This window comes from Nocardia terrae, from assembly GCF_009760405.1.
Lineage (GTDB): Bacteria > Actinomycetota > Actinomycetes > Mycobacteriales > Mycobacteriaceae > Nocardia > Nocardia terrae.
Genome location: NZ_WRPP01000003.1, coordinates 232,852 through 252,963, shown reverse-complemented (window position 1 = coordinate 252,963; position 20,112 = coordinate 232,852). Strand labels below are relative to the sequence as shown.

The following is a 20,112-nucleotide window of genomic DNA, read 5'->3' as shown; positions in this document are numbered from 1 at the left end:
ATGCGCGATATGGTCGAGATCGGCATGGGCCGTACGGCTCGGCGCACCTACGAGCTGGACGATATCGACATCGTGCCCTCGCGGCGGACCCGCTCGTCCAAGCAGGTGTCGTTGGCCTGGCAGCTGGACGCCTACCGCTTCGAGATCCCGTTCCTGGCGCATCCGACCGACGCGCTGGTGTCGCCATCGTTCGCCATCGAGCTGGGCAAGGCCGGCGGTCTGGGCGTCATCAACGGTGAGGGTCTGTGGGCCCGGCACGCCGATGTGGACGCCAAGATCCAGCAGCTGACCGAGGTCGGCGAGAAGGAGGGCGCCGAGGCGGCGGTGGCGATGCTGCAGGAGCTGCACGCCGCGCCGATGCAGCCCGATCTGCTGGCCGCCGCGGTCGCGCAGGTGCGTGCCGCCGGTGTCACCACCGCGGTGCGGGTCAGCCCGCAGAACGCCCGGGCGCTGACCCCGGCGCTGGTGCAGGCCGGTATCGACCTGCTGGTGGTGCACGGCACCATCATCTCCGCCGAGCACGTGGGCGACGGGGAACCGTTGAACCTCAAGACCTTCATCGCCGAGCTGGATGTGCCGGTGGTCGCGGGCGGCGTGTCCGATCACCGCACCGCGCTGCACCTGATGCGCACCGGCGCGGCGGGCGTCATCGTCGGCTACGGCTCGATGCAGGGCGCGACCACCACCGGTGAGGTGCTCGGCATCGGCGTGCCGATGGCCACCGCCATCGCCGACGCCGCGGCCGCGCGCCGCGACTACCTCGACGAGACCGGCGGCCGCTACGTGCACGTCATCGCCGACGGCGAGACCCTGACCTCCGGCCACATCGCCAAGGCCATCGCCTGCGGTGCGGACGCGGTCATGCTGGGCGTGCCGCTGGCCATGGCCCGCGAGACCCCGGGCAACGGCTGGTACTGGCCCTCGGCCGCCGCCCACCCGTCGGTCCCGCGCGGCGCGGTCCTGCCCTACGCCGTCGAAGAGGAGCGCGTCCCGCTGGACCACGTCCTCAACGGCCCCTCCAACGACCCGTTCGGCTCCCTGAATCTCGTTGGCGGCCTGCGCCGTTCGATGGCCAAGACCGGCTACTGCGACCTCAAGGAATTCCAAAAGGTCGGTTTGAACGTCCGGGGATAAACGAAGACCGCACAACGCGCCCTGGCCCATTCACGCGAATGGGCCAGGGCGCGAGTCGTTTCCGGGCCTTCCGACTCGGTTGGAATGCCTCCGGGCTTGCGGGTTGGGCTTGCGGGATGGTGGGTTGGTCAGCGTCGCAGGCCGGTTTGGGGTGTGGGGCGCGAAATCGCTAGATCGCGCAGGAACTCTCGGATGGCGGTGTTGACGGCTACCGGGTGGGTCATGTTCACCGTTTGGCGGGCGCCTTCGATCTCGATGTAGCGGGCGTCGGGGAGGCGGTCGGCCAGCTCGCGGGCGTGGGCTCGGGGGATGCCGGAGCGGGTGGGGTGGATGACCAAAGTGGGGCAGGTGATTTCGGGTAGTCGGTCGAGGATGGAGTCGCGGTTCAGCAGGGCGCCGGCGGCCACCTCGGTGGCGCTGGGGTCGCGGGCGAGCCAGCGTTTCACCCAGACGGCGCGGTACCAGTCGTCGTCGCCGATGAGCCAGCGGGCGAGGTATTCGGCGAGAGCGGGGCGGGGGCCGTCTTCGTGCCATTTGTCCAGGAATTTCCGGGCATTGGTGAGTTCGGCGGGGGTGGGCTCGTGGGCCTCGCTGCAGAGCAGGACGAGGGCGGCGACGCGGTCGGGGGCCGACAGGGCGGTGCGCAGGGCGATGAAGCCGCCCTGCGAGGTTCCGCCCACCACGGCCCGTTCCACGCCGAGCTGATCCAGTACGGTCAGCGCGTCCCGGGCGGAGGTCCAGTAGGTGAACGGCAGCCCCTCGTCGCGGGTGCGGCCGTGCCCGCGCGCGTCCCAGGTCACGATCCGGAACTCCGGAGTCAGCGCCGCCTGCTGCGACGCGAACATCGTTCGGTCCATGAGGAATTCGTGCCCCAGCAACACAACCGGACCTTCGCCCCCGCTGTCCTCGTAGTGGATCTCGGCATCGATCGCACGGGCGAATGGCACGAGGTAGAGGATAGCCAGACGGGGTGACAAACTGCCCGGCTTTCCCCGCCACCGCCCCAGTCGGTGTCGCTGGACACCTGCCGCGCCGGCCGGAATTCCCCCTCCCTCAGGGGCTCTGTGCCCTACCGCCGACGTCCCGGCGGGACTACGGTGCGGCGCTGGAGTTTTCGCGGTCGCATGTCCAGCTTTCCTGCGGTCGTGTCGGATGTGGGAATTCGTGCACTACGGACCGAATGGACATCTTCCCCCGGAACCGTAGTAGCCGGGCCGTTTCCGGGGTGATGGCCACAGGGCTGTGCGGTAGGGGTCGGAAGTCTCTATCCAGGGTCGAGAGGCCGCGAATACCGTCCCGATGCCACCACTTCCGGGCCGGACGGCAACCGCTTCCGAGGCGCGGCGAGACCGGCCCGGGGTGGAGGTCCAACGGCCGACCTCGACGGTATTTCTGAGCTGGTGCGACGAGCCGTTGCCCGAAGCAAGTGTGTCCTATGTCGCTCCGTAGACTGTGGCGGTGGCAGAAACCCAGCGACCAGTCCTTGTCGTCGACTTCGGTGCGCAGTACGCGCAGCTGATCGCGCGCCGGGTGCGCGAAGCGAGTGTGTATTCCGAAGTGGTTCCGCACACGATCACCGTGGAGGAGATCGCGGAGAAGAAGCCCCTCGCGGTGATTCTCTCCGGCGGACCCAGCAGCGTGTACGCCGAGGGCGCGCCGCAGCTGGACGCGCGGCTGTTCGATCTGGACCTGCCGGTCTTCGGTATCTGCTACGGATTCCAGGCCATGGCGCAGGCGCTCGGCGGGACGGTGGCGCACACCGGGACTCGCGAGTACGGGCGCACCGAGCTCAGCGTCGACGGCGGCATCCTGCACGGCGGGCTGCCGACCCGGCAGCCGGTGTGGATGAGCCACGGCGACGCCGTCACCGACGCGCCGGCCGGGTTCGAGGTGACCGCGACCTCCGCGGGCGCGCCGGTCGCCGCGTTCGAGGATCGGGCGCGCAAGCTCGCCGGTGTGCAGTACCACCCGGAGGTGCTGCACTCGCCGCACGGCCAGCAGGTGCTGAGCCGGTTCCTGCACGAGATCGCCGGGATCCCGGGCGCGTGGACCGCGTCCAATATCGCCGAGGCGCTGATCGCGCAGGTGCGGGAGCAGGTCGGTGACGGGCACGCCATCTGCGGTCTGTCCGGCGGTGTGGACTCCGCGGTCGCGGCCGCGCTGGTGCAGCGGGCCATCGGTGACCGCCTCACCTGTGTGTTCGTCGACCACGGTCTGCTGCGCGCGGGCGAGCGCGAGCAGGTGCAGCGCGACTTCGTCGCCGCGACCGGGGCCAAGCTGGTCACCGTCGACGCGGTCGACAAGTTCCTCGGTGAGCTGAAGGGCGTCACCGATCCGGAGGAGAAGCGCAAGATCATCGGCCGGGAGTTCATCCGGTCGTTCGAGGACGCGGTCTCCGAGGTGGTGAGATCGGAAGGCGAGACTGCGTCCGATGGGCGTTCCGCAGGCTCCGTGCCGAAGGTCGAGTTCCTGGTCCAGGGCACGCTGTACCCGGACGTGGTCGAGTCCGGCGGCGGCGCGGGTACCGCGAACATCAAGTCGCACCACAATGTCGGCGGTCTGCCCGACGATCTGGAGTTCGCGCTCGTCGAGCCGCTGCGGCTGCTGTTCAAGGACGAGGTGCGCGCGGTCGGCCGCGAGCTGGGCCTGCCCGAGGAAATCGTTGCGCGCCAGCCGTTCCCGGGCCCGGGTCTGGCCATCCGCATCATCGGCGAGGTGACCCACGACCGGCTGGAGCTGCTGCGTCAGGCCGATGCCATTGCGCGCGAGGAGCTTACGGCCGCCGGTCTGGACAAGTCGATCTGGCAGTGCCCGGTGGTGTTGCTGGCCGATGTCCGCAGCGTCGGCGTGCAGGGTGACGGCCGCACCTACGGCCACCCGATCGTGCTGCGCCCGGTCTCGTCCGAGGACGCCATGACCGCGGACTGGACCCGCCTGCCCTATGAGGTGCTCGAGCGCATCTCGACCCGCATCACCAATGAGGTGGCGGAGGTCAACCGCGTGGTGCTCGACGTGACGAGCAAGCCGCCGGGGACCATCGAGTGGGAGTGAGCTCCCCCGCCTCCCCGCGACTTCAGCGGGCGGCTGAGAGCCGTTGACTGTCGTGCACCCGTGCCGGCGGCTGGGAGCCGAACCGATTTCGGGCGTACCCGGCGAGTTACCCCGGTCGACGCGAAATCAGTTGTCGCGTAAGTAACGAAGGCCCCGCACCTGGAAGGGTGCGGGGCCTGCGGCCTTCTCGGAGGGCAGTTCCTCGAAGGGGTTGCGCTGTCCCGGCGAGGGGAAGGGGCAGCGCGAGTCGGCTTGCTAGTCTCGGTGCCTCTTCGGGGTGAGGACCAGGACGATGCCGACGACTATCGCGGCGATCACGACGATCCAGCCCAGGGACAGGCCGCCGGAGACGGGCCAGGAGCTGGGGCCCACGAAGGCCCAGATGCTCACTCCCAGGCCCAGCAGCCCGGCCAGCAGGAGCCCGAAAGAGGGGCGACGGTTGTTCTTGTTCTCAGCCACGGTTCACCTCCGCGTTTCCCATCTGCACGTCGACGGTCAGGTTCAGGACGGGACCCGTTGCCGGGCCGGACAATCCGCTCAGGCAGTTCGAATCACCCATGCGGACATTGCATGTCGTGTTGACGCGCAGGTTGGGCGGCAGGATCACGCGGGCGTCGCCCATGCGCACCTTCACCTCGACCGCGCGGTCCTCGGTCAGCTGCAACTTGCTCAGGTCGAGGGTGCCCGAGCCCATCGACACGTGGTACGAGGGCAGCAGCTCGGAAGACGTTGCGGCGGTCCACTGATGGTCGCCCATCGCGCCCTTGTCGAACTCGATCGGGCCGACCATGGAGGCCAGGATGACGAACCCGGCCAGCGGGGCCAGCAGCACCATGAGGCCGTATCCGCGCCGCAGGAACGCGCCGATGATGAGGCCGAGCGCGATCACCGCCAGCGCCGCGGCCCCGATGCGTCCCGGCGTCATCCAGTCCACGCCCGACGCGGCGACCGAACCCGCCGCGGCGGCGGCCAGAATCGCCAGGCCGATGGTGAGGACGGTCAGCCGTGAGCGGGGCCGGCGGGCCGGGGCCTGCACCGCGGACTGCTGGACCGGTGCGCCCGGTTCGGGCAGGTCCCAGGCCAGCGGGGAGACGCCGAGCGGATCCCAGCCGGGCGGGGTGGGGCCGAAGTCGGGGGAGATCGGCGCGGGGCCGTATCCGGCGCGCGGGCGGTCGCCGCTGGATGGAATGCGGTGCAGGGTACGGGGTTTGCCGAGCGTCTCCGGCGTCGAACCGGTGGGCGGGGTCTGGGCTTCGCCGGTCGCCGGTGTATCGGTCGCCGGAGCATCCGTGGTGTCCGGCTGGACGGGGTTCTCGGCGGGAGCGGCCGCATTCGACGCGGCGGTCTTGTCGAGTCGTACAGGTCCGGCGGCGTTCGCGGCTGCCTGGGTTTCGGATTGCGGGTCTGAGGGGCTGCTCTCGGCGGAGCCGCCCGCCGGTGCGGAAGCGGCCTGGCGCGAGGCGGATCCGGGCTTGTGCAGGACCACTGTGTCTGTCACCGAGGACGCCGGGGCGTAGCGGGTGTCGAGTACCTCGGTCACGGCCTCACCCGGAAGATCCTGCGCCGTCGGCGATTCCGGGTTCAGCACAGCGGTATCGGGGTCGGCCGAGCCGGTGCGGAGTACGGCGGTATCGGCCTCGCCCGGACCGGTCTGCGCCATGAACTGTTCGGTGCCGGTCTGCGACATGCTCTGTGCCGCAGCGGATTGCGCGGAAGATTGCGGCTGGTTCGGGTCGGGCTCGTAATGGTCGGGCAGGGTGGTGTAGGGCCCGTAGGTCTCGAAGGTGACCGCATTGGTGCCGGGGTAGCCGGTCCAAAACGGGTTGGTGGTGCCGGGGTAGCCGGTATTGAGGATGCTGTCGGCCGACGCCTGCTCGAAATAGGCTGCGGGCGGCTGAGGTTGGCGCTGATAGAGCAGCCACCACCCGGCCAGCATGAGCGCGAAGCTGATCACTCCGGACCCGCCGAGCCCCACGCCGACCGGGCCCACCGTGGTCACGGCGATCCCCAACGCCACCATGAGCACGATGGTCTTGGACGAGTTCTGCGAGGACCGGCCCCGGCCGAAGAGCGATTCGGCCGCCGAGGACTGGTCGCCCACCTGGTTGAGCAGCAGCCAGCACGCCAGGTAGAGCACGATGCCCGCCCCGCCGAACAGCGCCGACACCACGAACGCCACCCGCACCAGCACGGGGTCCACGTTGTACCGGCGGCCGAACCCGACGCAGACGCCCGCGATCGGTCCATCCTTCGAAAAGCGCACCGGCCGGGTCTGCCACAGATCGTGAAGCTGATCGGAGAAGCCGGTACGTCCGGCGCCCTTGGACCAGTCGCTCGTTCTCGTCATGGCATTCATCGTGCTGGTCGGTCCCGCTCAGCCGCATCGGGGATCACCCTGAATGGGAACCTGAACTTGACCCGGGCCGGTCACCGCCCGGTCGGTCCGCGCTACAGCGTGATCGGGTCGCCGTACACCGCGCCGCTGCCGCTGTCGCCGCCGGAGTCGGCGCGTATCTGGGTGTAGGGCCGGATGGTCAGTTGCCCCCCGCAATCGCCGACCATGAGGTGGAAGTCCTGGATCAGCAGGGTCCCCGTGCTCCCGTCGCCGGGTAGATCCTTCTCCCCGGCCACCACGTCCGCGATCTTGCCGGGCGCGATGGAGATGTCCACGCCGACGCCGCCGGTGACCGTCGGCCCGACGCTGAGGTCCACACCCGCGTGCGGGCCCAGCGAACTGTCGATTCCGGCATCGGCCGTAATGGTCGGATTGAGGTCCAGTTCCGGATCCAGATGCAGCTTGGCGTCGATGTCGGCCTGGCAGGCCACGTAGTACCCGGCCTTCAGGTGCCCGGTGCCGCCCTTGGGCACGGTTCCGTAGGAAGTGGTGTCCAGGAACACTTCTCGATTGGTCGGCATCCCGTTCATCGCCGCGACCGGATGCGCGTCCACATCCTTCTGGCCGACAGTGAACTCGAACCCGCTCGACGTCGAATAGGTCTTCTCGTGCGGTGCGTACGCCGCGCCCGCCGGTGCCGTGATCATGGCGTATCCGACGGCCGCCGCGACAGCCGTCAACACCCGTGCGCCCAACATCGTTCTCCCCGCGATCCTGCCCGAACCTGCGGCACGCACCGGCGGGCCGCAGTCGATCTTCAGCGCGAAAACTCCGGGGCGCCTGCGTGATCGCTGTGAGTCGACTGTGGGGTCAGCGGCGCAGTGGGCGGCGCGAAGGCTTACGGCGGACGATCCGCCAACCCACCCAGACGAACGGGACGAGAAACCCGGCGCCGATGAGTATCGAGATGACGCCGCCCTCCCGGGCGCTGCTGCGCATCTGATCGCGGCTGTGCAGGTGCCGATCGGCGGGAATGCTGTCCGCGCCGCCCCTCATCAGCCCGCCGGGCCAATAGAGCTGAATGTCGTGCGAGCCGCGGGTAGTGCCGGACAGGACCTAGCATCCGTCGATCGAGCTCATGGTCCGGCCGCCGCAGGTCGGTTCCCGGGTCAGATCACGAATGCCGCCGACGATCACGGTCAGCCCCACCGCGACCATCAACACCGCCGATAGCGCCGCGATCACCAGCGCCGGCCATCCGACGTCTCTCGCCCGCATGCTCGACCTCCCTCCACCGATCACGATGCTCCATCGATCATGGTGCCGAACCGGCTGTTCACTGTGCCCGGTGGGCCGGTTCGGGTGTGGTCAGCAGGGTGGGTGGTAGGGGAGTTGGGGGAGGTAGGCGTGCCAGAGGGCTTCGGTCCAAAGGGTGCCGGTGAGCGCGCAGATGCGGTCGATGGCGTGGTGTTCGTCCAGGTCCCACAGGTGCACGGTGCCTTCGGAGGAGACGGAGGCGATGTGATGCTGGTCGGGGGACAGGGCCGCGTCTCCGCTGAAGTTCATCGATTGGTTCAGCACGGTGGTGCGAGCGGGATGGGCTCGGTCTGAGATGTCCCAGCGCTGCAGGGTGCCGTCGACGCCCACGTCGAAGAGGGTGTGATTGTCCGTGGTCAAGCCGAAGGGCACGATCGGCACCGTGTGGGCGGTGAGCCATTCGCTGAGTGGCACCGGTTTCGTGGGTGAGCTGATGTCCCAGAGTTGGACCCGTTCGTTATCGGTTGTGACCATCGTGCGCTTGTCGTCGCTGAGAGCGACGATCTGGAAGAGTGCGGCGGGTTCTCTGAACAGCTCCGAAATTCGCTGCGGTCGGGCCGGATCCTTGATGTCCCATAGCTCGACGACGAGCTGGCGCTCGTCCGCCTTCCCGTCCATCCGGGCCATCAACAAGGTGTTGTCCGGTCCCAACAGCGGCCCGCCTTGCTCACCCAACGGCAGGCGGGTGCCGACAGGCTGCGGCCGGACCGGGTCCGAGAGATCCCAGAGCTGGAAGGTGTCGTCCCGGGCGGTGGCCATCAGCCGGTGATTCTCGCTGATGCTCTTGATGCCTCGGGACTCCGGAGCCGGGGGCGTCCAGTCACCGACCGGATGGGGATGGGCGGGGTCCGAGATATCCAGCGTCCGCACTCGTCCGGTCGGTACGTCGAAGATGATCAGGGTGTTTCCCTCCGGGGTGAGTCCCGGAACGACGTTGTCGGATTCGGCGCGATACTCGCCGATTCGTTTGGGCGGTCCGGGATTTCGGAGATCCCATAGCTCGATCAGGCCCGAACGGGCGGTGGTCGCCATGCGCGTGCCGCCCGCCGCGAAAGCGGGAGGCACGCCTCGCCCCGCGTAGGCCGCGGTGACGGCTGACGGCAGCGACCAGACCTGGAGGTCACCGCTGAAGCCACCGGTAACGAGTTCCCGGCCGTCCGGTGTGATGGCGAGCGCGTTGGGTCCGGCGATGCACTGTGAGGTCATCGGACCGAAATGGCAGAGCGCAGATCTGGTCGTCAGCTTGTCGAGCAGTGGGTGCGGATCGGCCGGATCCGTGACGTTCCAGACCGTCGATCCCCGATTGCCGGAGATGACGAGGGTCGCCGCGTCCGGTGCGAATTCCAGTGCGTGCACGATCGTGTTGTCGGTGCGCACGGAAGTCAGTTGGCGGGGGTGCGAGGCATCTCGCACATCCCACAGGCGTACGCCGGGATTTTCTGTGCCCCAGATGGACTGGGGGGATCCGCCACCAGTGGCGAGCAGTGTGCCGTCGGGACTGAAGGCGGTGGTGAACGTGAGGTCGGCCGGTGTGTCGACGGCCGGGGTCGGCTGCGTGGGAGCGGCCGGATTCCGCACGTCCCACAGCTGTACGGCGGTGGTTTTCGTGCTGTCGTCCGTGCTGACGACGGCGAGCAGACGACCGTTGGGGCTGAACCGGATGTCGCCCGGGTCGCCGCTGGTGCCCGCTGCGCGCAGCGGCCGCAACGCGGAAAGGACCGGTGCCCGTGGGTCGCTCACATTCCAGAGCGCGAGGTGGGTCCGGGTCGATATCGCCAGGGTGTGGCCATCGGAGGTCGTGGCGATTCGGAGATTGCCGGTGTCGGGCAGCTCCGGGATCGTCGCGAGTGGCCGGGGCGTGGCCGGGGTGGAGATGTCCCAGAGCGTGACGGCACGCGGTGAGCCGTCGGCCGAACTGTCGGTCACCAGCAGCTGTCCGGCGGCGAACGCGAAATCATCGACTCCGTCCAACTGCCGCCCGAGCTGTTGTGGATGCCGTGGGTCGGTCGAATTCCACAGCCGCAGACCGTGGTCGGAGGCAAGGGAAGCCAGTATCTTCCCGTCCGGCTGATAGCCGAGCTTCACCAGGACCTGCGGATGTCCCGGTGTGACGGTGACCAGTGCTTCGGTTTGGGACTGCAGTAGTCGGGATCGAACCTCGTTGTCTCCCGGTCGCATCCGCCACGCGACCAGATTCATCTGCGCGGTCAGCGACGGGTCGGTTTGCTGGACGCGGTCGGCTTCGGCCAGCACTGATGCGAACGTCTTGTCATCGGCGCGCTGGTCGGCGAGGCGGGTCTGGTTGTACACACCGGCGCCCATGATCAGTAGGCCGATGCCGAGGAATGCAGAGTTCAGCTTGGTTCGCCGGGAGCGGCGCCGGGACTTGCGGTCCGCGGTATCGGCGGCGGTGAGGAATTCGTGGGCGAGAGTGCCGGCGGGGGCCGCGTCGGCGGTGTCGAGAGCGGTGCGGAGGCGGGTGCCTCGATACAACAGGGACGGATCGCGTTCTTGCCCGAGCCATTCCGAGGCATCGGTCTCGAGGCGCTGGCGGACCAGGTAGCCGACTCGGTCTTCGTCGATCCAGGAACGGAGACGAGGCCAAGCGGTGAGAACGATCTCGTGGGTGAGGGTGACGGAATCCGCGTCGAGGGTGATGAGGCGGGTCCGGGAGAGCAGCTCCAGTGCGGTCTCGGCCGATTCGGAGTCGCCGGCGCGACGGATCAGGTCGGCGCGATTACCCGGGCGGCGGGTGTCGCGGGTGTCCTGGCCGACCGCGACCAGTCCCAACAGGATCGTCTTCGCGGCGGCCTGCTGGCCGAGAGTCAGTTCGTTCCAGGCATTTTCGGCGGTATCGGCGACGGAGCCGACCACGCCACCCGCCTTGCGATAGCCGATGACGGTGAGGCGGCGTCCCTCCCGGTGCTGCCAGGTGGCGGCCATCACGTGAGCGAGCAGGGGTAGTGCGCCGGGGTCGTAGCCCCTGCGGCCGTGATGGTCTCCGGTGGCGCACAATTCAGTGATCACGAGCTCTTCGAGGCCCGGCTCGAGCTCCAGTCCGACGGCGCTGGCCGGGCCCGAGATCGCCTGCGCCAGTTCGTCCATGCGCATCGGACCGAGTGGATAGCTGCGGTGTTCGAGGGCATCGCGGAGGACGGGATAGTTCAGGCAGCGGGTGTAGAAGTCGGCGCGCAGGGCGATCACGACGGTGAGGGGATCGGCAGTGCGGGTCGCGCATTCGTGCAGGGCAGCCAGGAACTCCTCGCGGCTCGCCTCGTCGTCGCAGGTGGTGAAGAGTTCCTCGAACTGATCCACCACCAGCAGGCGGTGTGGCCCGTCCCGGCGTGCGGCGAGGTCGGGCAGGGCGGTGTGCGGCCGCGCGCCCGGGGTCAGAGTGGTGATCTCCCAATCCGACAGGGCGGGAAGCACGCCCGCGGCGAGCAGGGAGGACTTGCCGACTCCGGACGCACCCAGCACGACAACCGGACCGGTGGCCTCCCGGACGAGCGCCGAGAGCTCACCGGTGGCGGTGACGCGGCCGAAGAAGAGCGCGTGGTCCTCCCGCCGATAGGCGCTCAATCCCGGATACGGGCAGGCGGCCTCATCGTCCTCGTCCGGGCTCCAGGTGGTCGCCGCACGCCAGACACGCTGCCACTCCTTGGGTTCCGCGAGCGCCCGGGGCAGCGGATTTCCCGCCTTGCGCGCCGACTCCACCAGCGTGAGCACCACGGGCAGCAGGGACTCGAACCGAGCCGGCACATTCCGCCCGGCCTTCCAATCACTGATCCGCTGCGCCGACGCCCCACTCGGCCGACTGCCCTGCGCCGCCCGCATCCGAACCTCTGCGGTCGCCGCCACCCGCCGAAGCGTCGGATTCCCCGCAGCCTCATACAGTTCGGCGAACCGCTCCGCGAACAACGCTCGCGGAGAACGAGTCCGGTCAACGCTATCGACATCCCCCGCCCGCACGAGATCAACCTAGCCAAACAGCCTGCGGCAGCACCACCGAATACCGACGGTGAGCCCCGGTCGGCCATCATCGGAATGATCGGTTCTCGCACTCGATCCGAGCCCGAATCGCCGCCACCGAGTACCGATCCCGGCTGTGCCGTGCACCCGCCGCCCCCGAACTCCGAACCATCGGACGCACCGCGACCACACCCCAGCACCCCAGTGCCACCACGGTCGACAAGATCTCAATCAACATGGCCCACCCCCTCGCAGTACTCCCGAGCCCGAACCTTCCTGGGACACGGCGGCTCACAGGCGGCATGTATCGCCAGAATCCCCTCCGCCCGCCTCCGGGAAATCGGGACGATCCGGTCATCCCAACAGTCATCCCCGACCCACGACGCCATGGGGCCGGGATCACCCTCGCAATCAAGCAGATTCATCACAACCTCCGTCTCGGTGAGCTGGGAGTGCGCCTGGCGAGGAGCGGGTTCCACCTCTGATCGGACGCAGTCCTATCGAAGTCGCGGCGCGTCGGTGGTGTTCGTCAAATCGGTGACTCCGGATCGGTTTCGCCGAATCGCCTGCGCAACCCCCGAATTCGGCGGATGCTTGCACCGAAGCAGTGACGAGGACGGTCCGAAGTGGGTGAATGAGGCCACGCGAGACGGAGGACGTGCCATGTCTGATCTTGGGGTCGGCTCGACGGTGCCGTTGAGGCAGCTCGGCCGGTTGATGCTCGAGTGGAGGAACCGTTCCGGCTTGAGCCAGGCGCGCGCGGCAGAGCTGCTCGAGATGGGGGCGACCAGTCTGGCGCGGATCGAGAAGGCGGAGATCACGCGGGTCAGGACCAGTACGGTCAAGGAGGCCTGCGGCGTCTACGGGGTACCCGCCGACGTCACCGAGGGCATGGTGCGGCTGGCGCAGCAGGCCAAGGTGAAGAGCTGGTGGCACTCGTACTCCGATCTGCTGCCCAAGAACCTCGACGTGTATGTCGGACTTGAGGCCGCAGCCGCCGAATGTGTGACATACCAACCGGAGCTGATTCCTGGGTTACTTCAGACAGAGAACTACGATCGCGCTCTGCTGAGTGAGCGTTGGCCGAATGACCCTGCAGAGGAACGTGATCGGCGCACGCAGATCAAACAGCACAGGCAAGCGGCGATCACGCGGAAACACCGCCCGCTGGAACTCGACGTCGTGATCGGCCAGGCAGTCCTTCACCGGCCCGTGGGTGGGGCCAAGGTAATGGCCTCGCAACTGCGGCATCTCGCGGACAGCTCGACGCGCGAGAACGTCTCGATTCGCGTGCTTCCGTTCGAGGCCGGTTTTCCAGGTGGCATCTCCATGTTGCCCTTCGTGATACTGGACTTCGGCACCCCGCCTCGCGGGGAACCAACGGAGCCTCCGGTTGTGTACCTGGAGGGCGATGTCGGCAGCATGTACCTCGAGAGCGAGGACGATGTGCGGTTCTATACCGACGCCCACAACACACTCCGCGAGGCCGCCCTGGAGGATTCGGCCTCCCGAGACCTGTTGAGACGGATAGCAAGGGAGTACTCCTCGTGAGCCTCAGCCAATTCGACGCACGATGGTTCAAGAGCAGCTACAGCCAAGCCGGCGGCGAATGCGTCGAAGTCGCCTTCCTCAGCGCGGGAATGGTAGGCATCCGTGATTCAAAAGATGCCGCCGGCCCCGCACTGATCTTCTCCCCCCACGACTGGACCGCCTTCACCACCTCCATAACTGGCGGCACCTTCGACCTCCCGACCGCATAACCCCGCGCATCGTCACGAGCATGCAGTGAGGTGCGGCAATTCAGACATTTGCGTTCCTCATTGCATGTTCGTCGGGGGTGCGGGCGCCGGCGGCGCGGAGGGCGGCGGCTACTCGGGTGAGGGTGGTGTGGGGGGCGGAGGTGGGTGGCGGAGAGTCGGATTACTGTCCAGCCCTGGGAGGTTAGGTCGGCGTGGCGGTCTATGTCTCGGGTGCGTTGGCGGGGGTCGAGCCAGTGGTGGGTGCCGTCGTATTCGACGGCTACCTTCCATTCGGGCCAGCCCATGTCGAGGCGGGCTACGAAGGTTCCGTCGGGGCGGTAGACGGGGATTTGAGTGGTGGGGGGTGGGAAGCCGGCGGATATCAGGAGGAGGCGGGTCGCGGTTTCCTGCGGTGATTCCGCACCTGCGTCGACGGCCGCGATCACGGTGCGGAGGTGGGAGTTTCCGCGAGCACGGGGGTGGGCTGCGCGAATGGCGAGAATCGTTGCGGGGTCTCGGCCGGTCACGTGACAGAGCGAGTCTACGACCGCGACGGCTCGGCCGAATGGCAGCCGACGACCGAGGTCGTATCCGGTCCGGGCGGCGGTAGTGACTCGTATGCTGTCGATCGTCTCCACCTCGGTCGGCAGCAGATCGTATTGCCGCGCAACGATTCCGGACGGTGCACGAGTGATATTGGGACCCAGTACCTCGGCCGGCTCGCGGTCGAACCATTCGACCCCATGCAGAGCCAACGCCGAAAACCCAACCAGTACAGCCTCATCCCCACCCCAGCAGGCCGCGGCAAACATTCGTGCCCGCAGATCTACCTCCACGCCTTTCCTGATGTAGACCCCCGGATGCAACCGCCGGTAGTCCCTCTTCAACCGGCGCGCGCTCACAACCCCATCCCGCACCGCCCGACTCCCGCAAAATGGCAGTTCACCCCTCATGCCCTCAGTTTGACCGGCTCGAACCCCCGAGCTGTCCCGCTTTTGAACTTCGGACCCCGAGAGATAGTCGTGCACAACCATGAGCCCGTCGGATATGACTGTCCGTTCTGTTTCCTGCTCGCAGGGGGTGAGACCGCGCTCGATAGTCCACGCGACGTGGTGTTCCGCTCCGAGCGCGCAACGGCGTTCACCGCAGCGCGCTGGTGGCCGAACAACCATGGGCACGTCTTGGTGATCCCCAATGCTCATTACGAGAATCTGTATGACCTGCCGTCGGAGTACGGGCATGCGGTGCACGACGTGATTCGTGAGGTCGCGGTCGCGATGCGAGCCACCTACGGCTGCGACGGGGTATCGACGCGTCAGCACAACGAACCTGCTGGTGGGTGGGTCTACACCGACCTGTTGCGCGACTACTTCGATTCGTTGCCCAGTACTTGACGGGGTCGGCTGGATGCCAGACTGGCGTGATGGCGGTCGACGGGATTGATGTTGCGCGGCAACTGGTTCGGGAGAGGTTCCCTGAGGCGCGGGCGGCGTGGCTCGGGGGCAGTGTTGCGCTCGGAATGGCTACGGCTACCTCTGATCTGGATATCACCGTGCTGATGGCGGGAGCGCCTGCGCCGTACCGGGAATCGTTGCACTACCTGAGATGGCCTGTGGAGTTGTTCGTCCAGACCGAGGCGTCGCTGGAGCATTTTCTGGCTCTCGAACACGGTGAGCGGCAGCCGAATACATTGCGCCTGATCGGTAGGAGCCATGTGCTGCTCGACGCTGATGGCGGCGGGGAGCGGTGGAGGGCACTATGCGCGAAGCTGTTGGCGGCGGGCCCGGATCCTCTGTCGGAGCGCGAATTGCGGTCTGCACGTTATGGAATTACCGATCGACTGGATGATCTGATCGGGTCGGCGGATCCCGGTGAGCGGCTGATGATCGCGGCCGCATTGTGGCAGGCCGTGGCGGATCTGCTGCTCACCGGGAACGGCCATTGGACCGGGCGGGGCAAGTGGCTGCACCGCGAGTTGGCCGACTTCGATCAGAACGCGGGCACGACGTTTGCGCGACGGCTGGCGGAGGGCGTGCGAGCGGTCGCGAGTGGGTCGGTCGAGCCGATGGTCGAAGTAGCCACCGAGGTCCTGAATCTGTTCGGTGGCCGGCTGTTCGACGGCTTCAGCATGGAAGGCCCCCGCTAGCGGCGCACCGCCACTACGGGGATCTTCCGCGTGGTCTTGGTGCGGTACTCGGCGAAGACGGGCATGAGTTCGATCATGCGCTCGTAGAGTTCGTCACTCTCCGGGCCGGTGATGAATTCGGCTTTGCCGGTGTAGGTTTCGGTGCCGAGCTCGATGGTGATCTCGGGGTTCGCACGCAAGTTGTGGTACCAGGCGGGGTGCTTGTCCGCGCCGCCGTTGGAGGCGATGAGCACGATGCGGTCGCCGTCGGGGACGTAGACCAGCGGGTTGGTCACGGCCCTACCGGATTTCGCGCCGGTGGTGGTGATCAGCACCATGTTCGTCCGCCCCTCGAACGGGCCACCCACCTTGCCGCCGTTGGCGCGGAATTCCTCGATCACCGACTCGTTGAAAGCGTTCATCTCACCTGTCCTTTTCCGGCTTCGTCGCTGCCAACCGGGACCGGCTCGGAGAAATTCCGGAGGTGTCAGTTGGCCGGGCAGGGCGGGTGGTAGGCGAGTTGGGGGAGGTGGTGGTGCCAGAGGTCTTCGGTCCACAGTGAGCCGGTGACGGTGCAGATTCGGGAGATCGCGTCGTGTATGTCGTTGTCCCAGAGGCGGATTGTGCCCTGACCGGTAGCGGCGGCCAGGTAGCGGCCGGAATCGGAGATCGTTGTGGCCCAGGGTTGCGGGCCCGAGACCGTTGGGGTCTCGGTGCGGTGGGGATGGGAGCGGTCGGTGAAGTCCCACAGTTGGATTTCGCCGTCACCGCCGGCGGTGAGCAAGGTTCGGGAGTCGGCGGTGAAGCTGGTTTCCGCGATCTGCAGAGTGTGCGCGGTGACCGGCCCGCCCAGGCGGGCCGGTTCGGCGGGGTTACTGATATCCCAGGTCTGGAAGGTGTTGTCGCCGATCACGAGCATGGTCTTGCCGTCCCGGGTGAAGGCGAGCTCGCTGATTCGAGGGGTGGTTTGCCGCACCAGCTCGGAAATCTGACGTGGGTGGGCGGGGTCGGCGACATCCCAGAGAACCACCACACTCTCGTCGTGGCCGTTGACCCGGACCATTCCTTGGATCGCGATCTTCGTGCCGTCGGCGACGAACGCGATGTCTTCGTTCATGGTCGACACCAACGGCACTGTGGTCCCGACGGCGGTGGGATGCGTGCGATCCGAAAGATCCCACAGCTGAACGGTATTGCCGGTGGTCACGGCCAGCCTGTGCCAGTCGGGGCTGATCGCGACGGTGCCGCCGGCAGTGACCGGCTGCTGCCAGTCGTAGGCCCGGCGGATGTGTGCCGGGTCGGTGATGTCGAGGACATAGTGGGTCGCCGCTTCGGGGCCGGAGTAACTCGTCACCAGCAGTGCGTCGCCCTCTGGAGAAGGGTGGAGAATCTTGGAACCCGGATCCGCCCGATACTCGCCGAGGCGTACGGGAGCCAGCGGAGTCTCGATGTCCCACAGGTCGATTCGACCGTCACCGGAGGCTGTGGCCAGGCGCTTGCCCGCCGAGTAGAACACCGGTGCGGCAGGGGCACCGCTCTGCCCGGTGAGGGTGGCCGGGGGTAACGACCACACATGGACATCGCCGTTGACGCTTCCGGAAGTAAGGACGGATCCATCGGGGCTGAAGGACATCACGGCCGGACCTGTGCGGCATGCGTCCGATTCCCCGGTCACCGAGCAGATGGTGGGGCTCAGCGAGAGTTGTTCGCCGAGCGGTGTCGGATTGTCGAGGGCGGTGATGTTCCACAGCCGGATTCCGTCGTCGTTACCGGTAGCGAGGACACGGCCGGCGGGAGCGAAGGCCAACGCGTTCGTGAACGGTGCTCCGGTACTCAATGTGGCGGAGGCGCGGGGGTGATTCGGATCGCCGATATCCCAGATCCGCACCAGGGATTTGCCTTCTGCCGTCGAGTACGTGCTGGAATCGTCGGCGAGGGCCAGCAGGGCGTTGTCCGGGCTGAACGCGAGGGTATGTCCACGGAAGTCATTGGGGATCGTTGTCCGCACCACAGGGTTGGTGGGAACGGCGACGTCCCAGAGTTCCAGCGTCTTTCGACCGTCGTCCTGAGCGAGGGCGAGTAGTCGCCCATTCGGGGAGAAAGTCGGGTATCCGGTGTCCGCACTCGGGTTCGAGCTCACTGGCAGGGATCTGGACAGCACCGGAGCGGACGGAGTACTCACGTCCCACAGCGTGAGGATCGGACCGGAGAGGACGGCAAGCAGGCTTCCGGCCGGGGCGAAAGCCACGTGGACGACCGAATGTCCGGAGATGCCGTCGGATAGCTCGACCAGGCGGCGGGGCATGTCCGGTTTCGAAATATCCCAGAGCGTCACGCCTTTGGGCCCGTCGCGCCCGATGCTACTGGTGGCCATGGTCATCCCGTCCGCGCTGAAGGCGGCGTCCGTGATCGAGGAAAGCAATTGCCCTACCGGACTCGGATGTTGCCGGTTGGCGACATCCCACAGCCGTAAGCCGTCGAGATAACTGAATGAGGCCAGCAGTTTGCCGTCCGAACGGTAGATGACCTTCGCGACGCTGCCCCGATGCGCGCTGGTTACCGTCACCAGTGGGGCGGCCTCGGAACGAAGCAGTCGAGAGCGGACTTCGTTGTCGTCGGGGCGCATTCGGAATGCGACCAAGTCCAGCTGGGCGGCCAGGGAGGGATCGATCTGGCGGACGCGATCGGCCTCGGTCAGGACGGCGGCGAAGTTCTTGTCGTCGGTGCGTTGGTCGGCGAGGCGGGATTGGTTGTAGGCGCTGAAGGCGAAGATGAGGATGGCCACGCCGAGAAGGGCGAGGCGGGCTCGGAGCCAGGTGGCTCGGCGGCGGGACTTCTTGCGGGCTGTTGCGGCGGTGGTGAGGAATTCGGTGGCGAGGGGGCCGACCGGGGGTGGGTCTACGTGGTCGAGGGCGTTGTCGAGGCGGGTGCCCTGGTAGAGGAGGGATGAGTCTCGGTCTTGGGCTGCCCATTCGGCGGCGTCGGTTTCGAGGCGTTGGCGGACGAGGTAGCCGACTCGGTCTTCGTCGATCCAGGTGCGGAGGCGGGGCCAGGCGGTGAGGACTATTTCGTGGCTGAGGTTTACGGCTTCGGCGTCGAGGCTGATCAGGCGGGTGCGGGAGAGGAGTTCGAGGGCGGTGAGGGCGTCTTCGGTGTTGCCGGCGCGGCGGAGTAGGTCGTTGCGTTGGGCGGGGCGGCGGGTGTCTTGAGTGTCTTGGCCTACGGTGACGAGGCCCAGGAGGATTTCCTTGGCCGCCGACTGTTGGGCGGGAGTCAGTTCGTTCCAGGCGTATTCGGCGGTTTCGGCTACCGAGCCGACTACGCCGCCCGCTCGGCGGTAGCCGGTGATGGTGAGGCGGCGGCCTTCTCGGTGTTGCCAGGTGGCGGCCATGACGTGGGATAGCAGGGGGAGTGCGCCGGGGTCGTAGGTGCGGCGGCCGTGATGGTCTCCGGCGCCGCACAGTTCGGTGATGACGAGCTCTTCCAGGCCGGTTTCGAGTTCGAGGCCGACGGCGCGGGCGGGGCCCGCGATCGCTTGGGCCAGTTCGTCCACGCGCATCGGGCCGAGCAGGTAGGAGCGGTGTTCGAGGGCGTCCTGGAGTGCCAGGTAGTTGAGGCAGTGGGCGTAGAAGTCGGCACGGAGTGCGATGACCACCGCGATCGGGTCGTCGGTGCGGGACGAGCAGCGGTCCAGGGCGGTGAGGAATTCCTCGCGTTCGTGTTCGTCCTGGCAGGTGGTGAACAGTTCTTCGAACTGGTCGATGATCAGGAGACGACGGGGGCCCTCGGTGCGCGGGACCAGGGTGGCGGTCGCGGTGAGCAGGGCTTCGAGTGGATGTGCACCCGGCGTGAGGGCGGTGACGTCCCAATCGCTCAGCGCCGGAGCCAGTCCGGCGGCGAGCAGTGAGGACTTGCCTGCGCCGGAGGCTCCGACGACGGCGATGAGGCCGGTTGTCTCGCGCACCAGGTCGGTGAGTTCGGTGGTGGCGCGGGTGCGGCCGAAGTAGAGGGCGCGGTTCTCGCCGCGGTAGGCCGCGAGGCCCAGGTAGGGGCAGGCGGATTCGCTGTCGGTTTCGGGGTTCCAGGTGGTGGCGGCGTGCCAGAGGCGTTGCCACTCCTTGGGTTCGGTCAGGGGGCGGGGGAGTGGGGCGCCCTTCTTGCGGGCGAGGTCGATGAGGGTGAGTACTACCGGGAGCAGGGATTCGAAGCGGGCCGGGACGTTTCGGCCCGCTTTCCAGTCGCTGATGCGCTGGGCGGACGCGCCGCCCGGGCGGTTGCCCTGGGCGGCGCGCATGCGGGTTTCCGCGGCGTCGGCGACTCGGCGCAGGGTCGGATTACCGGCCGCCGCATAGAGTTCGGTGAAGCTCTGTGCGAAAAGTGCGCGTGGTGAGGTGGTTTCGTCACCGTTGTCACCGCTCATCGGCATGTCCCCGCCCCGCATT

Annotated in this window: 15 protein-coding genes; 6 read left to right on the top strand and 9 right to left on the bottom strand. The window is 67.5% G+C overall.

Going from position 1 to position 20,112, the window contains the following annotated elements; genetic code table 11:
- Positions 1 to 1,134, top strand: a complete 1,134-nt coding sequence (locus tag GPX89_RS16605; protein ID WP_157388475.1) for a GuaB3 family IMP dehydrogenase-related protein — start codon at positions 1 to 3, stop codon at positions 1,132 to 1,134.
- A gap of 128 nt (positions 1,135 to 1,262) precedes the next feature.
- Here the strand turns inward: GPX89_RS16605 and GPX89_RS16600 are convergent, their stop codons facing one another.
- On the bottom strand, positions 1,263 to 2,081 hold the full coding sequence (locus GPX89_RS16600) for an alpha/beta fold hydrolase (protein ID WP_328601915.1): 819 nt from the start codon (positions 2,079 to 2,081) through the stop codon (positions 1,263 to 1,265).
- Between the two features lie 505 nt (positions 2,082 to 2,586).
- On the opposite strand from GPX89_RS16600, the gene guaA reads away from it, so the two are divergent.
- On the top strand, positions 2,587 to 4,185 hold the full coding sequence (gene guaA, locus GPX89_RS16595) for a glutamine-hydrolyzing GMP synthase (protein WP_328601914.1): 1,599 nt from the start codon (positions 2,587 to 2,589) through the stop codon (positions 4,183 to 4,185).
- A 255-nt stretch (positions 4,186 to 4,440) separates the two neighbouring features.
- Here guaA and GPX89_RS16590 read toward each other — a convergent pair whose 3' ends face one another.
- The 6 genes from GPX89_RS16590 to GPX89_RS16565 form a co-directional block, all read right to left on the bottom strand.
- Positions 4,441 to 4,644 (bottom strand): hypothetical protein, encoded by a 204-nt coding sequence (locus GPX89_RS16590; RefSeq protein WP_157388474.1) that lies wholly within the window; start codon positions 4,642 to 4,644, stop codon positions 4,441 to 4,443.
- Entirely contained in the window at positions 4,637 to 6,532 is a 1,896-nt protein-coding gene (locus GPX89_RS16585) for a PspC domain-containing protein (RefSeq protein ID WP_157388473.1), read from the bottom strand. Before GPX89_RS16585 ends, GPX89_RS16590 begins: the two co-directional genes overlap by 8 nt.
- Before the next feature lie 101 nt (positions 6,533 to 6,633).
- Entirely contained in the window at positions 6,634 to 7,278 is a 645-nt protein-coding gene (locus GPX89_RS16580; RefSeq protein ID WP_157388472.1) for an MspA family porin, read from the bottom strand.
- A gap of 112 nt (positions 7,279 to 7,390) precedes the next feature.
- Entirely contained in the window at positions 7,391 to 7,576 is a 186-nt protein-coding gene (locus GPX89_RS16575) for a hypothetical protein (RefSeq protein ID WP_157388471.1), read from the bottom strand.
- Between the two features lie 60 nt (positions 7,577 to 7,636).
- On the bottom strand, positions 7,637 to 7,798 hold the full coding sequence (locus tag GPX89_RS16570; RefSeq protein ID WP_157388470.1) for a hypothetical protein: 162 nt from the start codon (positions 7,796 to 7,798) through the stop codon (positions 7,637 to 7,639).
- A 90-nt stretch (positions 7,799 to 7,888) separates the two neighbouring features.
- A complete protein-coding gene (locus GPX89_RS16565) occupies positions 7,889 to 11,695 on the bottom strand; it encodes a WD40 repeat domain-containing protein (protein ID WP_157388469.1) in 3,807 nt (1,268 codons plus the stop codon).
- 774 nt (positions 11,696 to 12,469) lie between these two features.
- Here GPX89_RS16565 and GPX89_RS16560 point away from each other — a divergent pair.
- The 4 genes from GPX89_RS16560 (at position 12,470) to GPX89_RS16545 (ending at position 15,691) form a co-directional block, all read left to right on the top strand.
- Positions 12,470 to 13,357, top strand: a complete 888-nt coding sequence (locus GPX89_RS16560) for a helix-turn-helix domain-containing protein (protein WP_157388468.1) — start codon at positions 12,470 to 12,472, stop codon at positions 13,355 to 13,357.
- On the top strand, positions 13,354 to 13,566 hold the full coding sequence (locus GPX89_RS16555) for a DUF397 domain-containing protein (RefSeq protein ID WP_328601913.1): 213 nt from the start codon (positions 13,354 to 13,356) through the stop codon (positions 13,564 to 13,566). The genes GPX89_RS16560 and GPX89_RS16555 overlap by 4 nt, the downstream gene beginning before the upstream one ends.
- A gap of 1,001 nt (positions 13,567 to 14,567) precedes the next feature.
- Entirely contained in the window at positions 14,568 to 14,939 is a 372-nt protein-coding gene (locus tag GPX89_RS16550; RefSeq protein ID WP_198347474.1) for an HIT family protein, read from the top strand.
- Positions 14,940 to 14,968: 29 nt separating this feature from the next.
- On the top strand, positions 14,969 to 15,691 hold the full coding sequence (locus tag GPX89_RS16545; RefSeq protein WP_157388467.1) for a nucleotidyltransferase domain-containing protein: 723 nt from the start codon (positions 14,969 to 14,971) through the stop codon (positions 15,689 to 15,691).
- On the opposite strand, the gene GPX89_RS16540 is transcribed toward GPX89_RS16545, so the two are convergent.
- Complete coding sequence (locus GPX89_RS16540) at positions 15,688 to 16,092, bottom strand: nitroreductase family deazaflavin-dependent oxidoreductase (protein ID WP_157388466.1); 405 nt, start codon at positions 16,090 to 16,092, stop codon at positions 15,688 to 15,690. The two genes, GPX89_RS16545 and GPX89_RS16540, sit on opposite strands and share 4 nt — an antisense overlap.
- 65 nt (positions 16,093 to 16,157) lie before the next feature.
- Positions 16,158 to 20,090 (bottom strand): WD40 repeat domain-containing protein, encoded by a 3,933-nt coding sequence (locus tag GPX89_RS16535; protein ID WP_157388465.1) that lies wholly within the window; start codon positions 20,088 to 20,090, stop codon positions 16,158 to 16,160.
- Positions 20,091 to 20,112: the final 22 nt, after the last annotated feature.